Annotated in this window: 9 protein-coding genes and 1 pseudogene; 6 read left to right on the top strand and 4 right to left on the bottom strand. The window is 50.8% G+C overall.

The window, feature by feature from the left end:
* Positions 1–35 precede the first annotated feature (35 nt).
* Together PSH97_RS16660 and PSH97_RS16655 are read left to right on the top strand one after the other, a co-directional pair.
* On the top strand, positions 36–1,145 hold the full coding sequence (locus PSH97_RS16660) for an efflux RND transporter periplasmic adaptor subunit (RefSeq protein ID WP_305445865.1): 1,110 nt from the start codon (positions 36–38) through the stop codon (positions 1,143–1,145).
* The gene (locus PSH97_RS16655; protein ID WP_322791087.1) at positions 1,142–4,231 is read left to right on the top strand and encodes an efflux RND transporter permease subunit; all 3,090 of its coding nucleotides are present in this window, start codon (positions 1,142–1,144) and stop codon (positions 4,229–4,231) included. Before PSH97_RS16660 ends, PSH97_RS16655 begins: the two co-directional genes overlap by 4 nt.
* Positions 4,232–5,213: 982 nt before the next feature.
* Here the strand turns inward: PSH97_RS16655 and PSH97_RS16650 are convergent.
* From PSH97_RS16650 to PSH97_RS16640, 3 genes are all read right to left on the bottom strand, one after another.
* A complete protein-coding gene (locus PSH97_RS16650) occupies positions 5,214–6,644 on the bottom strand; it encodes a UvrD-helicase domain-containing protein (RefSeq protein WP_305445864.1) in 1,431 nt (476 codons plus the stop codon).
* Entirely contained in the window at positions 6,637–8,349 is a 1,713-nt protein-coding gene (locus PSH97_RS16645) for an ATP-dependent nuclease (protein ID WP_305445863.1), read from the bottom strand. Before PSH97_RS16645 ends, PSH97_RS16650 begins: the two co-directional genes overlap by 8 nt.
* 538 nt (positions 8,350–8,887) lie before the next feature.
* Entirely contained in the window at positions 8,888–10,513 is a 1,626-nt protein-coding gene (locus PSH97_RS16640; protein ID WP_305445862.1) for a hypothetical protein, read from the bottom strand.
* 572 nt (positions 10,514–11,085) lie between these two features.
* On the opposite strand from PSH97_RS16640, the gene PSH97_RS16635 reads away from it, so the two are divergent.
* Positions 11,086–11,538 (top strand): hypothetical protein, encoded by a 453-nt coding sequence (locus tag PSH97_RS16635; RefSeq protein WP_305445861.1) that lies wholly within the window; start codon positions 11,086–11,088, stop codon positions 11,536–11,538.
* A 193-nt stretch (positions 11,539–11,731) separates the two neighbouring features.
* Here the strand turns inward: PSH97_RS16635 and PSH97_RS16630 are convergent, their stop codons facing one another.
* Positions 11,732–12,592 carry a TIR domain-containing protein gene (locus PSH97_RS16630; RefSeq protein WP_305445860.1) on the bottom strand — a complete coding sequence of 287 codons (861 nt, stop codon included), beginning with the start codon at positions 12,590–12,592 and terminating at the stop codon, positions 11,732–11,734.
* A 464-nt stretch (positions 12,593–13,056) separates the two neighbouring features.
* Here PSH97_RS16630 and PSH97_RS16625 point away from each other — a divergent pair.
* The 3 genes and pseudogenes from PSH97_RS16625 to PSH97_RS16615 all read left to right on the top strand — a co-directional run.
* A pseudogene (locus tag PSH97_RS16625) lies at positions 13,057–13,584 on the top strand (transposase); the annotation flags it as partial.
* Positions 13,585–13,694: 110 nt separating this feature from the next.
* Positions 13,695–14,861, top strand: coding sequence for a trypsin-like serine protease (locus PSH97_RS16620; protein WP_305445859.1), 1,167 nt, complete (start codon positions 13,695–13,697; stop codon positions 14,859–14,861).
* Positions 14,858–16,021, top strand: coding sequence for a DUF3784 domain-containing protein (locus PSH97_RS16615; protein ID WP_305445858.1), 1,164 nt, complete (start codon positions 14,858–14,860; stop codon positions 16,019–16,021). The genes PSH97_RS16620 and PSH97_RS16615 overlap by 4 nt, the downstream gene beginning before the upstream one ends.
* Positions 16,022–16,509 lie beyond the last annotated feature (488 nt).

The raw sequence follows: 16,509 nt of genomic DNA, 5'->3' as shown, positions 1-16,509 counted from the left end.
GTGGCGCATGTCCTATTGTTTAAGTAAGGGAACCTATGCGCCGGCTTCGACCTGTCCCTATTGCCGCTTGCTTGTTGCCTCTCGTCCTGGCGGCGTGTGGCGACTCATCCGTCGTTGAAGATCCACGCACGCATGCCCCTCTGGTGAGGTCCTCTGCGGTTCAGGTGGCGTCCGACGTTTCACGTTCTTTCACTGGCATAGTGGCCGCCCGCGTCCAGGGTGACCTGGGCTTTCGGGTCTCAGGCAAGATCCTTGAGCGTTTGGTTGACACTGGCCAGACCGTTAAGCGGGGTCAGCCGCTCATGCGCCTCGATCCAATCGACCTGGGGTTGCAGGCGCGAGCACAGCAAGAGTCGGTCATCGCCGCTCGGGCCCGAGCCAAGCAGACAGCAGATGACGAGGCGCGATATCGCGACCTGGTCGCCGCAGGTGCTATTTCTGCATCGGCGTACGATCAGGTCAAAGCAGCGGCTGATACCGCAAAGGCGCAGCTCAGCGCTGCTGAAGCGCAGGCTGACGTGGCTCGCAATGCTTCTGGTTACGCGGTGTTGTTTGCTGATTCCGACGGAGTTGTGGTGGAGACGCTCGCCGAGCCCGGGCAAGTCGTCAGCCCGGGGCAGCCTGTGGTTCGACTGGCGCGGGCCGGGCAGCGCGAAGCCATCGTGCACTTGCCCGAGACGCTACGCCCGGCTGCAGGATCCACTGCGCAGGCGACGCTTTATGGCAACACCACGGATGCAGTTACAGCGAAGCTGAGGCTGCTTTCTGATTCGGCCGATCATATGACGCGCACCTTTGAGGCGCGGTATGTGCTTGAGGGCGCGCTGGCCAATGCGCCGTTAGGTTCGACCGTCACGCTTCGGATTGCCGAAGGCACCGCAAATGGACAGGTGTTGCAAGTGCCGATCGCTGCCGTTTATGACCCGGGCAAAGGCACTGGCGTGTGGGTCATTGTTGGCAAACCAGCGAAGGTGACCTGGACACCTGTTCGGGTCTTGGGCTTGAGCGATGACGCAGCGCGAGTTGCAGGTGATCTCAAGGTCGGCGAGCAGATTGTAGCGTTAGGTGCACATTTACTGCGCGATGGGGAGGAGGTGAGATTGGCTCAACAGGGTGACGTCAAAGTTGCCGGGAGCCATCCATGAGCCAGGGGCGTTTCAATCTTTCGGCGATCGCCGTTCGCGAGCGCTCGATCACGGTATTCCTGATTTTCCTGATCGGTGTTGCAGGGATCCTGTCGTTTTTCCAACTGGGGCGTGCGGAAGACCCTCCGTTTACGGTCAAGCAACTGACGGTCATTACCGCGTGGCCGGGCGCAACGGCGCAGGAGATGCAGGACCAGGTAGCAGAGCCACTTGAAAAACGCCTGCAAGAACTGAAATGGTACGACCGCACGGAAACCTACACCCGTCCTGGTCTCGCCTTCACCATGGTGACACTGCTCGATCGCACACCGCCCTCCCAAGTGCAGGAGGAGTTCTATCAAGCGCGTAAAAAGCTCGACGATGAGGCCCGCAAGCTACCGGCGGGTGTGATTGGCCCGATGGTCAACGACGAGTTTTCAGATGTGACATTTGCGCTTTTGGCCTTGAAAGCCAAAGGCGAGCCGCAGCGACTGTTGGTGCGTGATGCGGAATCGTTGCGCCAGCGCCTGTTGCATGTGCCGGGCGTGAAGAAGGTCAACATCATTGGTGAGCAGACCGAACGCATCTTTGTTTCCTTCTCCCATGATCGGTTGGCCACGCTGGGCGTATCTCCCCAGGACATTTTTGCCGCACTGAACAATCAGAACGTGCTCACACCTGCCGGCTCCATTGAAACCAATGGGCCGCAAGTCTTCCTCCGTCTCGACGGTGCCTTCGATAAGGTGCAGAAGATTCGTGACACACCTCTTGCGATTCAAGGTCGAACACTGAAGCTCTCGGACGTGGCGACGGTCGAGCGTGGTTATGAAGATCCGGCAACTTTCCTCGTGCGTAATAACGGTGAGGAGGCCCTGTTACTGGGGGTCGTGATGCGTGAGGGCTGGAACGGTCTTGACCTGGGCAAGGCATTGGACGCGGAGACGACCAGGATCAATGAAGGCATGCCGCTGGGCATGACGCTCGCCAAGGTCACCGATCAGTCTGTGAATATCAGTTCGGCCGTCGACGAGTTCATGGTCAAGTTCTTCGTCGCCTTGCTGGTGGTGATGCTTGTCTGCTTTCTCAGCATGGGCTGGCATGTTGGTATTGTGGTGGCGGCGGCTGTGCCGCTGACGCTGGCCGTGGTGTTTGTGGTGATGGCGGCCACTGGAAAGAACTTTGACCGTATTACCCTCGGGTCCCTGATTCTGGCGCTTGGGCTGCTGGTGGACGACGCCATCATCGCTATCGAGATGATGGTGGTGAAAATGGAGGAGGGCTACGACCGCATCAAAGCTTCCGCGTATGCCTGGAGTCATACGGCCGCACCGATGCTTTCCGGTACGCTGGTGACCGCTATCGGCTTTTTGCCCAACGGCTTCGCACAGTCGACAGCCGGCGAGTACACCAGCAACATGTTCTGGATCGTGGGCATTGCCCTGATTGCCTCATGGGTGGTTGCGGTGGCCTTCACCCCCTATCTGGGTGTGAAGATGTTGCCGAAGATCAAGAAGGTCGAAGGTGGTCACACGGCCATTTACAACACCCCCAACTACAACCGCTTCCGCCGGATTTTGACGCGCGTCATCGCCCGCAAATGGTTGGTGGCCGGTACTGTTATCGCTACGTTTGTCGTAGCGATTCTCGGCATGAGCCTGGTCAAGAAGCAGTTCTTCCCCACCTCGGACCGTCCAGAAGTGTTGGTCGAAGTGCAAATGCCCTATGGAACCTCCATCGAGCAGACCAGCAGCACCACTGCCAAGATTGAGGCTTGGCTGCAAAAGCAGGATGAAGCAAAAATCGTCACGGCCTATATCGGACAAGGTGCGCCGCGCTTCTACCTGGCGATGGCGCCGGAACTCCCTGATCCATCATTCGCGAAGGTTGTGGTGTTGACGGATAGTCAGGAGGCACGTGAGACCCTCAAGTTCCGTATTCGCGAGGCAGTTGCTGAAGGACTTGCCCCAGAAGCGCGTGTCAGGGTTACGCAGTTGGTGTTTGGTCCGTATTCACCCTTTCCTGTCGCCTATCGGGTGATGGGGCCTGACCCATCAAAATTGCGTGAGATCGCCGGCCAGGTACAGGAAGTGATGCAGGCGAGCCCCATGATGAGAACCGTCAATACTGACTGGGGCCCGCTAACGCCGACGCTGCATTTCACCCTGGACCAGGACCGCTTGCAGGCGGTGGGGCTGACGTCCAGTGCCGTCGCGCAGCAGCTGCAGTTCCTGCTCACGGGAGTACCGATCACGGCCGTTCGTGAAGACATTCGTTCGGTGCAGGTGATCGGGCGTGCTGCGGGTGATATCCGGCTCGACCCTGCAAAAATAGAAGGCATTACGCTCGTGGGCGCGGCGGGCCAGCGGATTCCGCTGTCCCAGGTAGGGGAAGTGGACGTGCGTATGGAGGATCCGATTCTTCGGCGGCGTGACCGCACGCCGACCATTACCGTGCGCGGCGACATTGCCGAAGGCTTGCAGCCACCGGACGTCTCGAGCGTGATCATGAAGGAGCTGCAGCCGGTCATTGACAAGTTGCCTGATGGGTATCGTATCGAGCAGTCGGGGGCTATTGAGGAGTCGGGCAAGGCCGGCCAGGCGATATTGCCGCTGCTCCCGATCATGATTGCCATCACGCTGCTGATCATCATCCTGCAGGTACGTTCGGTCTCGGCGATGATCATGGTGTTCCTCACCTCGCCACTGGGGCTGATTGGTGTGGTGCCGACATTGCTTATCTTCCAGCAGCCGTTTGGTATCAATGCGTTGGTCGGTCTAATCGCCCTGTCGGGTATTCTGATGCGTAATACGCTTATTCTGATTGGACAAATCCATCACAACGCTCAAGAAGGACTTGATCCGTTTCACGCCGTTATCGAAGCCACAGTACAGCGCGCTCGCCCGGTGCTGCTGACAGCGCTGGCGGCCATCCTGGCGTTCATCCCCCTGACACACTCCGTCTTCTGGGGAACCCTGGCTTACACACTGATCGGAGGTACGTTCGTCGGAACCATCGTGACGCTGGTGTTCCTGCCGGCGATGTACTCCATCTGGTTCAAGATCAGTCATGTCAGTCAGAGGCAAACTGAAACAGCCGAACTGATGTAAGCAATCGAATCTACTCGACGAGAGGGCACCACCGAGTCCTCTCGCTGTTTACCTCATCACAAGCATTAGCCGTACACCATAGCTTGCTTCTTTTGACGGGCGTCGACTGAAAAATGAAGAGGGTTCAATGATTAATCCCGAAGCTCAAAAGCGAATCGCACGCGACCTCTACTCCAGTTGGCGACAAGGGTGAACTGGCAAAAACGACAAAGCCCTGAATAATCAGGGCTTTGTCGTATAAAGATGGCGGAGGCGATGGGATTCGAACTCATGGACCTGTTACAGTCGACGGTTTTCAAGTCCGAAGATTAATCCTTATATTTCAATGTCTTAAGTTGTATTCGTTTCCGCTAGGCAGTATTCATTAATGCTCTGGAGGCCTCTGAAATCAAGGGGTGGAAATTTATTTGCGGAAACGAATTTGGCCGGTTTTTTGGTTTTCTGGGTGGGCTCATGATCGCCCTAAATTTCGTAGCTGCAACCGAGAAACTGCGCTTGTTGGAAAGCGGCTTTCATCTGAAGTGGGATTTGGAGCCAACCCTGGTCAGTCGTGACAGGCAGAAAACGGCCAAGAGCAGCCATTCACTTTGCGGATCTCAATGACAGCTCTGCCGCAGCAGCTGTTTAGATCTCGTGAATCACATTTACTGTGTCGAGAGCACCGCATACAACTCGTTTCCCCCGCGTACTGAATCGCCCAACGATCAGTAGACCGTTCGGCGCTTCGTGCCGACTAGCCGCGCGCCAGTTCAATGGTTTGGAACTCCTCACCGAGGAATCCAAACTTATGTACGAATAAGCCTGCAATTTTCTCGTCTGCGGTCGCAAAAAATACCTGTCGGTCCGACTTCATGACGAGATTCCGCAAATAGTCCAAGAAGGACAAGGCGTTGAGGTCGTCAATTTGCGATATCGGGTCGTCCAGCAGAATGACCTTATCGGTCGCTTGACCGATCCAAGATGTCCAAAACTGAATAGGCATTCAAGCAGGTAGATGCCGACCTGTCCCGATGATGGTGAGAGATTTCGCTCCTCGGGTCATCGCGACGTACAAATCCTTCGCATCAAGCGAGTCGGCATCAAGAATGACGGCGTGGTCATATTCAAGGCCTTTGACCAGCAACGTGGTTCCAATCAGCTTGCGATGGCTGATCGGCCGCCCCGAATGCCTCATCTCGCGCTGGTAAAGGTTACCGGCCTCCACGAGAGTCGCGGCTTGGCCATCAACATGAATTTTGAGCACGTTGACGAAGCGATAGAGCAAATCACGGCGGTACGCTGAGGTCTCAGGATTGTTCTTCAAGGCTTGGAAGAATGCCTTGAGATATCCGCTCGACGGGTCAGACAAATAGTCATTCGCGGCTTGGAGCACCAGTGGATACTTCGTTGTCTTGCGAAGATTGGTAACCTCGCCCCGCTTGGTGCCTGCCGTTAGTGTGCGGGTTACACCTGTGAAGCACTTCGTTGCGAACTTCAAAGCATGGAGAAAGCCAGCCTGAGCGGTCTTTGCAGCCCCAAGCTTTTTGATGAACGAATGCAGGTCTTTCCCTTCGATTTCCTCAATTGAGGAAAAACGGCCGGCCATGCGGTTGGCCAAGCGGTGAGTTTTGTTCTTGGACTGCTGATCGCCACCGTGAAGTGCAATGACGCTCTCATTATGGTTCAACAGGCCACAAAGCGCCGTGTACTGTTTAGCTGCAAGATAGTCGGGCTGGGTGTAGACACGAATTACGCTCGGTGGAAGATGGGCTGACAGATCAATCTTTTGGCCTAGCTCGATCTTTCGCCTCGCATCTTTGAGCCATTCGCCAAGTTCCGGACTCTTCGCCTTGACCCACCGCCAAGGGATCTCCAGCTGTCCTAAGCAATCAAACTCGGGGTAGACGCTGGCCTCCCAATCAACGGGCTTGCCGTCGTCAAAATCGAATATGGCTTGCAGGGGGTCTCCCAACAGTCGGCTTGGAAGAAATTCTGCCAGGTTACAGACCAGATCATGCTGCAAGTCTGAGCAGTCCTGGTACTCGTCGACGTAGAGACCTACGTAGCTGGACGACACGGCCTCACGAATGAACCTCTTCCCCAGCAAACGGGAGCAGCACTCGTACAGCTTATTCCACTGCTTGCTGGTCGGGTTTTCAATTTTCCACCCCGATGACTGCGGGTACGCCAGACAGAGTCGAAGTGCCCAGCTAGCGATCGTATCGACCTGGTACTGGGAAGCGCGAACGCCCAAGTCCGCCATCTTGGTTTTGATCGAATTCACGCCGGCAAAGGTATGCGTCAGGATAAGCTGTCGTCCACTGGACGCCCGTACCGCCATCGCTATGAGATGCGTCTTTCCAAATCCGGCAGGCGCGATTACATACCCCTTGGTAGTACAGCCGTTGAGCTTGATTGCCAGATCCTCAGACACTCTCTGCCCACTCCCAAAGTTTTCCCAACTCTAAGGCAAGATTCGTTTTTCCAAACACGGGATCCTTGAACGCCGGAGACACTGTCTTAAACCATAAGTCGCCTCTGGTCGTGTCCTTAAACCAGCCCGCGTTCTTGTTCTTGGCTGCAGCACCAATGGCACTCCTCAGCTTAGGGCTATCCGGCCATGTGCTCAGGTCTTCGGGAAGCACTTCCCGGTACTGGGTCCGCACTTGGTCGTACACAGGGTAGGAGAGTTCATCTTGGGCAAACTTCAAACTGGCTAAAACGTATACCCAAGGCAGATCCTGGAATGCCCGTTCTTCGAGGGAAAGCTTGTCGCTCCAGACGTATGTCGGAATCCCCATAGCCACGAGTTCAGCTGTATCGGCGGTTGAGAACTGCGCCTCGGCATCGCCATCAGCTAACACCGACACGTCGTAACTAAGCGATTTGAACGCCATAGCCATGGCCTTCACTTTGCTGGCCCCCTTGGCGTCCAGTAACGCCACACCGTAATAGGACAATGGGTCTCGCCCATTCTCGATCTGGTGATCGTCAAAGCCCCTTAGAAAGCCGACCTCGGTAGCGCCTTCACATACAACAACCTTCTTGGCCAGGAATGCTTCGGCGTTTGAGCGAATCTTCCCCTGAACCTCATGCTCTTCGAGTCCTTTCTCAGCAGCAGAAATGATCGTCACAACGCCACCCTTTTTGTGGACGATATGTAGGTCATGCACCGTGAGTTCACGAAGCACCATGGGCGAATGAGTGGTCAGAAAATATTGCCCGCGTTTGTCCTCTCTGATGTGCTTGATGAGACGCGTGATCCGGTGGGGCTCCAGTCCGAACTCCAACTCATCGAACAAGGTGATATGGCCTTCCTCCAACCCCGCTTTCTGGATTCCACACTGAAGCATGCGGCGAGATCCGAGGCCTAATTGGCGCAACGGGATTTCGCCGTCATGCAGGGAAAGACCGCCGACTTTCAGGTTGATGGAGGCCAAGTCGAGATGCGCCTTATACGCATCAAGTACGGGAACACCCAGGAGCTTCGCAATTTCTTGCGACTTGGTTGCTGCAGCGTCGAAATTTGTCAGGGTGATAGGCCGGTCGACATCCAACGAATTCCTGGCGGTCCTCGATGCATTGGCCAATAGCTCGCTCAAGCTCTGCGCCGCGGTTAGCTTGGCAAGGGCTGTACCGTTTGCCCAGGAAAGCTCTCGTTCGCTGAAAACGCCGATGAGGCCAGCCCCGACCTTGTTTCTGTCTGCCTGCTTAAAGGGCACCCCGTCTGGATTGCGATCGCACACCACTATCCATTTGGGCTCCAAGTCCTTTTCGACGGTTAGCCGGACGGTCAATACGCTCTCCAGGTCATCATCTGGCTCATCAAACAGCGTCTGAGCGGCGGCATTCCAGCCCCGAAGGTAGAGCCCATACTTATTGAGTGCAGAGAAGTCTGCAACTAGATGACCGATCGTGATCTCAACGGTGATGGGATCAGCGATCTTGCACTGGTAAAAATCAGCGTCGCTAAAGGCAAGATTCCATTGGGGATGGAACGTGTATCGGATGGCTTCAAGGATTGTGGACTTAGAGGAGTCGCCTTTCCCTATGAGGCAAAAGATGTCAGCTGTTGGCACATTCCAATCAAGCGCTTTCACTCCGCGAAAGTTCTTGATCACGATCTTCCTGATTTTCACCAGCCAGTATCCTTCTGAACGTCATCTGTGAGTAAGGGCGAAATCCGTTGGTTGCGCTCCGACTGGCTCCCTGGAGCGCAGCAGGATTAGCCATTCGCCTTTACCCATCATAGATACATCCAGCGGGACGGGGAACTGACCGTACGAGATCCGTCAGGGATATTGTGATGTCGCTGGTTTAACCGACACCAGATCTACGTACCTGAACTTCTTTCGAGCGGCTTTTTCATCGAGCTCGGCCTGGAGCGTGTTCAGTGGCGACTGGCGGAAAACGGCTAGAAGCTGCCGCTTGCGCGCGACCGCAGTTATTCCAAGTAAGATAGCCACGAAAGATATAAATACGCAAAAACAGAAGTACAAGGCGCCGCATGACGAATGTGATTAACAGACACCTAGTTGACGCGGGGTAGGCTGGAGGCCTTGAAAACAGTGGAGCGGGTGTAGGGAGTCGAACCCTCGTTATCAGCTTGGGAAGCTGCTAACAAGGGCAGATTTTTTTGGGTTTTTTTATAGATTGGCTGAAGTGCACAGCAACAAGTTAATCACTACCTTCTATGAGTTCACGAGGGGACAACGTCTTGGCTTTAAAGCCATCCGTAAACTGATCAACGACAGCGGTACCAAAAAAATACTCTGGGTTGTACCAGCGACGATGTTTTGCGACTGCATCAAGCGCAAAACGATATGCTAGCTGACGTTCAATTTCCTTTGTGGCTTTAGAAAACATATCCACAGTAGGCATCCAATCGTATAGATATCGGCATTCATCTAGCACCAGCATGTCCATAAACATAGGGGTGTCTTTTGATTTGTATGACCATCTAAGCGTTTTCTCGATATTTACATGATAGGGTGTTGCAACCTGCCTAAAAAGAGCCTCTATTGATTGATGGAAAAGTACAAGATCGCAAAATTGATGGTAGTCGAAAATCTTGTGTGAGTCGTACATACTTTTGAACTGCTCGGATAAATATTTACTTTGCTCTTGACCTTCGGATAACAAGTATGAAAGGAGCTTAAGGCTATCAACCAGCTCTTTTTTGCTTCCTTTAATGTCGAGCTGGGCGAGAAACTGATCAGAATAGTTTGAGAACTCTTCATCTTGGAAGATAAACTGCGGGTAATTTAAATCCTTATTATTTAAGCTTTTATCAAGCGCAGCGAGCGTCCAAAGAAGTGGATACATGTCAGGATCGACGATTACATCACCACCGCCATCATCCTTGTCGAAATGGAAAAGACTTTCGAGGGATTTTTTGAGAGGAGCTATATCCCGGATATCAAAAAATTTACTGAACAAAGAGTTGTGCTGAGGAAACCTGTTATAAGGCGAGATTAAGCTGGCGTGATCTATTAGCAGGCGCGTAACAAACTGCCCATAGTAATAGTCAAGGTTTTCCGATACAACCTGATGCCATTCATTAGGATCGAGGCTCTGAGCGATAGGACCTTCAGTGAAATCATTTTCGCTGTCTTCGCTTTCTATAAAGCTTTTTGGATACAAGTAGCATGCAACTAGCTTGGCGAGCAAGGCTCTACCAACTGGGTCCTGAGCCTCAGTTGGCAGCGAAAAATTCGTAATCAAAACACCGGGCGAATTTAGTGAGTGCTTTGCGAGCACTCTTGTTAAGGCTGTCAGTGTTTTTTGTTTTTTCCCCCTGCTTGGTAAAGGGCCACAGAAATCCAAGTATATTATGTCAAAGCGCTGGGGTGAGGCTTCGACAAAAGCGTCAAGCCCTCCATTAATTATTTTAATAAATGGAAATTCTGAGTTTAGTGCAGAAATAACAGCTTCGCTGTATGTGGAGCTTTCGGACTCAAATGCCCAGATGTTTTCTGGAAGAAGTCCGAGACTACAAAATACCCGCAAATCGTTCTCTGGGTTAGGTCCTGATAAATATGCAACCTTGAGATTTTCTGGCTTTCTAGATTGTGTTATTGAGTCATAAAATGATTCCCATCTTTCAATCGTCGATGTCGATAATTTCGTGGCCACAATGGAATCAAAAGAATTATCCTTATTGAGGATATGCTGCTTTACGTCTCGGACGTATGAGCGCCGCGCCAATGTTGAGTTGGTTCGGTTTTTTGTCAATGCTTCAACTGCGCTGCTGATAACTGAGTGCCTTGCTATGTTTTTTACAGTTTCCGTGTAATTTGCCATTTTGTGCTCTCTCCGGACCTGGTTGGCGATTCCATAGTTGGTAGCTTTATGGTGCTGATGTGAATAATATTTAGATTGATACTAGTTATAACTTTTGAGCTGGCAAGAGGTTTTTTAAGTTTATCAAAGTTAACTGGTTTTTTATTTGCTAAAGATTTGTAGATTTTCAGGTGCACATGTTTGTTAAAGATCTTGAAAGCTACCATAGCCTACCGCCATCATGTCGTCCACTAGGCTAGTGAAATTTGTTTGGGGCATACAAGAGGGGATGCCCAATCGATTAAATTTTAATTAACTATTTTTTATAGCAACACGAGTTAGCCTCATCACATAGCGATGTAGGGCTGCTGCTGCAGCGGCTCGATTTTACCCTGCAATCAATGCGGTTAACTCAGCCCCCCCCCCCGGTGCACCCACAAACGGTGAATCTTTCCGAATCGGCGAATTAGATCGCTGTTGGCATGTGGTCTGATCGTGGTATTGTCAGCCGCGGCAAGCTGCGAAATTCGAGCTGCAAGGCCTGATCCAGGATGCTGTACGGATGATTTTAATATTTAAGGATGACGTAAAAAATGCATTATAAAAGCTTCTTTATCGAATGCGCTGAAAAAGTAAGGGGCGAGCTAATAGATTCAAAGTCTGAGATTAATCAAGAAACTGCAAGCCCTTTGATAAAAAGTCTTTTTGATCAGTTTAGCGATGATGAACATGAAGCAATTATGTTGCTGCTTTTAAATGGCCCAGATACGGAATATTATATACAACGTTCTACAGTAGCTGCCTTTCGTGCGTTAAAGGCCTCAAGAACGAATATCTCGATAGATGAGTTCCACCTTCATATGAACGATTACCTCCAAGACCTTTTCAAAAGGATGGGAGGGTCAGGAACTGTAAATGAAGAGGGACACAATGATTACAGCATTCTGTTTGCGGATGGTACAGAGATTGAGTTTGAGCCCTATATCAATGAAAGTGGCAAACCAAAACTACGCATCACTACTACGCAAGGCCAGATGCCTCTCTAAGTAGCTCGGAAGGCCAAGGCACTTCGTCCGAAAATTTCATGGGGCAAAAATGGGGCTAATCGTACGCCAATCAACGCCCCTTAATGCTAAATTAGCTATAACCTCGATATGTAAAAAAAGCCCTAAAGCCTTATATTTGTGGGGGCTGTAGGGCTTTTTTTGGCTAGTGCTCCAACGTATGCTCAGCTATGTACTAAGTAGTGACTGATGATCGGAACGTTGTCACGATATCTACCTGGTGTGCCTCAATATACTCTAGAAGTTTTCTGTAATTTTTCAGAAGTACTGCTCTGTTCGACCAGTTGTTCTCCTCATCTGCAACCTTTGGCTCCACAAAGGTTCCATTTCGGCTGAAAAAGAACTTGCTTTCTTGAATGCACATCATGGTGTGATCCCAGTCGGCGTTAAATACGGCATCAAAGCTCAGTAAGAAGTTGGAAATGAGTGTGTTGAGTTCATTGTGGGTTTTGAAGCCTCCCGTCTTCTGGATTGCTAGTGACCTCGTTAGGTCTAGAATCTCATTGAGAACTTCTCGGTCGTCCCGTTTGGCTTGCTCGTCACTGTCGGGGCTCGTCGAGCGGATTATTTCGGAAACGTGCTCTTCTAGATCGGGCCAGTTTTTCTCAAAAGCCTGGTTCAAAATTGACTCGTTAAGAACATTGTCAGGGTTGGCTTTGTTGAGGGCTTGAATTAATTTTTTGATCTCGGCCTTCTGAAATGGAGTAACCTGGAACTGCGTGAGGGGGCCGTTTAGATCACTGGTGCCTAAGTCGATCAATACAGGGCAGACCAAAGAATCATCAACCTGCTTTGATATGGCTCCTGCCTCGAACGCTAACCAAGGGCTTTTTAAGTTTTCTCGTGTAACGAAAAAAATTCCGGCAGACGATGATTCAAGCTCGGCGGCAATGTCGTGTGACCAGCGAGTGCCTTTTTCGATGTCGGTGGGGGTGTAATACGGTTCAACGGTTTGGAGGACGTGGGGTATCCAATTTTTGAAGGCTTCACCCACGCGTTTGCTCATTTCGCCAGACCAGCTGATAAAAACCTTCATTTTCGTTCCGTGGGGCTGTGTAGAGTTGTTCGTACATTACCCACGTAAATCTGGCTTGTCACGATGAGGAGGTGGGCAAGCTGGGGTGGGTGGTACAAAAATGGTACATGGCTGGACATTAAAAGCTAGAAGCGTTACTAGGCGTGGCCTGAAAGGAAACTATGTCTAATCCATTATCGGAGCGATCGAGCGCCTGCTTCTGGCCGTTAGCGGTCGATTGCGAACGTCCGCTTCTGGCCGATTCTGTTGAAAAAGTCCAGCTTGGTTCTCACGACAGAAAAGTACTCGTCTGAGATTGAATTCCTTGCTTTCAGCAGAGGCTTCCAGACTCGGATTTTACGTAGCAGCGTGCAAAAGATGTGTTTTACCCCATCAGTTTTCGAGCAGTTTGAGAAAACCGACTTTTTCAACAGAATCGGCCGAAAACGGACGTCCACGACCGGCAGCTGCCGGCCCTTCGCGAACCCTTGCCCCGCTCCATGATGACGCTTGGCACGGGAATCGTCGGCTACAACGTGCAAACAGCGGTCGATACCCAGCACCATTTGATCGTTGCATATGAGGTGACCAACGTCGGTTCCGACCGCGATCAACTCAGCTCGATGGCCAAGCAAGCCCGCGAGGTGATGGCGTCAGATACGTTGTCGGTAGTGGCTGACCGAGGTTACTTCAAAAGCGAACAAATCCTCGCTTGTCACGAAGCAGGTATCACCGCCTATGTGCCCAAGCCGATGACCTCTGGAGCCAAGGCTGACGGGCGTTTCAATAACGATGCCTTCATCTATGACGCGGCAAAAAACGAATAATTTTGCCCGGCTGGCTGGCGAGGCGCTGATCTGGCACTACTCCTACGTTGAAAAGGCCTGAAGTTGCATCGTTACTGGAGTTCGAAATGCCAGGGGGGCGCGGTGAAGTCGCAATGCACACCGAGCACGGAACGACGAATTCGGTGCTGGGGGCATGAAACCGTATTGGAGGAAATGCAGCTGCGCGGATATTCGACGCTGCTCGAGTGTGCCTTGCCCCAATGATAGCAACTGGACACCGTGCGATTCGTGAACTAGAACACGTGTAGGTGTGAGATTTCCAAGGGAATGCTGCCATGAAGGCTTCGCTACTGGCTTTGACGCTGTTTGTGTTAACCATCTCAACTACCGCTTCATCTTCAGACTATGAGGAAGCTGTAGAACTTAAGTTGCAGGCAATAGACGCTCTCTCAAAACCGAACAGATTCCGCGAAATAATTCCGATTGGGGAGGCCGAGTCCGCAAAGCAATTTATAGAGATGGGGATTCCTATTCCAGATAAGCTTCGAGAAACCGAAGCTATTATCCCAAGAGTTTCTACGGAATCTGCTCTAGCATTTGTAATTAGAGGATTACCTCCAGGTAGCAGGGAGATCACTTGGGGAGATGATAACGGGCCTAAATTTACAAACTCATATACCGGAGGATACGGAAATTCTGATGCTGGCACAGTAAAGTCTGGGCCAAGCGAGGCTGAAAAGTCAAGATGGGCATTAGAGTCAGGCAAGTGCCGCGGAGATATTAGCAGTTACTTAGACTCAGACTCAGAAGAGGCAAAAAACTGCTTTGTTAGGCTGAGCAGATTGATGGATATGGTTGAGCCTCCAAGCGAAAATTCCATGACGTTCCTAAAATCAATAGGAATGGTGTCATCGATAACTGATATTTCTTATACGCACAGATGCATGGCGTCAATATATAAAAAAGATGTATGGATAACTGCCAGGCATTGCCTTGAGTCGACTACAATAACTGATGGAATATACATTATAATTGATGGAAAGAAGAATAAAATAAAGGAGTCTTCAGTTAGGCGCTGCGGCACTAATTGCGATATCGCATTTATAGACATGAGCACTCCAGCACAAATAACACCGCCCAAGATCGATATGAATACATCGGACCTAAGCTGGGACACAGAGATATTCGTCCCAGGAATTCAAGATGGGACAAGCTTAGCAAGCAATGCCAGCCCGAGTGATTACAAATATAATCTTATGTGGAGCAGGGTTGGCGCCGGGTATTGCAGATCATATGAGATAGATGAGCGTGGATGTCTTATTCATACGTGCAGTACGCTATCTGGATTCTCTGGAGCCCCTATATATGTCTATGATGAAAAATCAAAGAACGTTAGTTTAATTGCCATTCACTCTGGCGCTAAAGCCGATGGAAACAACTGCGTAGTAAAAGAAAAAGCCAACTACGCAAGAATCACAACCAAAAAAGGAGTTCCACTGTGAAAGCTCAGGCGCTTGCTATGTTTGCCGCAGTTGCAGTTCAAGGATGCTCAACTCTTACCGAAAGTACGTTTCGAGTCGGCGAGGTCGACTACGATAAATTTGACAACAATCCGACCATCAACGAGATGAGGATTTTCACAAAGAACGCCAAGGATTGCGACTCTTTCGATGAAACAGATGAAACCCCTCCAGTATTACTTGTTGCAGCAGGAGGGGTTCTGATTGATGCTGCATTTGACTATGGCAAGAAAAGGGCTGAGGAGTATGCAAAGTATGTTGACTCTGACCTGAGAATAACAGGCAGCTCAATTATAAACTCAAGCAAATCAAACTCATGGCCATCAGCGGAACTATATAAAAAATACGACGACAAGCTTAGTGCAACCATTGAGGAGCTGGAAGATTCTCCAAAGGATCGTAGTTACGCATCAATGAGCAAGGAGGAAAAAGCAAAATACGATGAAAAAAGAAAGGTAGAATTCGTCAACGAATTTTATGCAAAAGAAAGAAGTCTAAAACCATCAGAAAATGACTTGTGCGTGATGATTGTTGCTGGGAAATATTCTGGATCAAATGTTGCTGCAGACATTGCGAACAGAGATAAACCTGTAGACGAGAATTCAAGAAAGGGGATTTTTTCGAGAAAAACAAAAGGTGCATTCACCAATATCAATCAATACAGAATGCCTGTTGTAGGGATCAGTGAGACACAATACCCGAGCCCATTCGATGGACTAATTGGAGACCCATCATTCCTGGCTGAATTTCGCCTGACCCCTGTTCCTGGCAAAGAGAAAACCACCTACTTTTTAACTCCTTCGTACATTTTTTATCCGAAACCACTGCACAAAGAAATTGATAGCGGATTGGAGCGCAAGCTTGCTGTTGAGTTTCAGTTCGAGGAGAACAAGGTCACATGGTCTAGAGCCACGATGGTGAGCGATCATGGTTATAGCAAAAGCCACCTTCAATCTGACACAAAGAGCTTTGAGGCAGATAACAATCAGCCCTTTACCGCTATAACCGCAACTGTCATAGAAGGCCCTGATGGCATGCCAACCGGCAAAATCGTAACCGCCATTTCTACCGAGGTCGACAAGCAGCGCCAGCCGCTAAAAGACAAGCTCGCGGGTAAGGAAGCAGACGAGTCGAAGAAATAGCTCTACAATTCAAGGCCCCTTGCTTTGCAGGGGGTTGTTTTCCGCTTTTCAATACAAGCTACAATCGCTTAACGATTGTGGCTTCGTTGACACCAAATACTCAGGCATTACGGCGCGCTAGCGCCGACCTCATCTTGGCTTTCGAAGAAAGCCTACAATCTTTACCTGCAGGTGCTGCGCCTGTAGGTAGGTTTGGCATCTGCGAACGGCGGCTTCTGGCCGGTTTCTGCCTGTCGCCAAGGCTGCAACCGGCCCAGGCTGTGTAAAAACGTTTTAGGACAAGATTGACAGTCAGAATCAGAACGAAAGTCGTGTTCCTACGCAAATTTAAGGTCTGCTGACTGACCAAACGCTGGCAGATTTTACGTAGCAACGCAGACTTCAAAACGGTGCATGCGTTTTCACACAGCCTGGACCCATACCGGCCGGTCGTAGCCGGCAGACATTTACCCAGCGAACAGTTAAGGATTTATGTCCCATTGATTCGA

This window comes from Pseudomonas cucumis, from assembly GCF_030687935.1.
In the GTDB taxonomy this organism is placed as follows: domain Bacteria; phylum Pseudomonadota; class Gammaproteobacteria; order Pseudomonadales; family Pseudomonadaceae; genus Aquipseudomonas; species Aquipseudomonas cucumis.
This window is presented reverse-complemented; position numbering and strand designations above follow the sequence as displayed.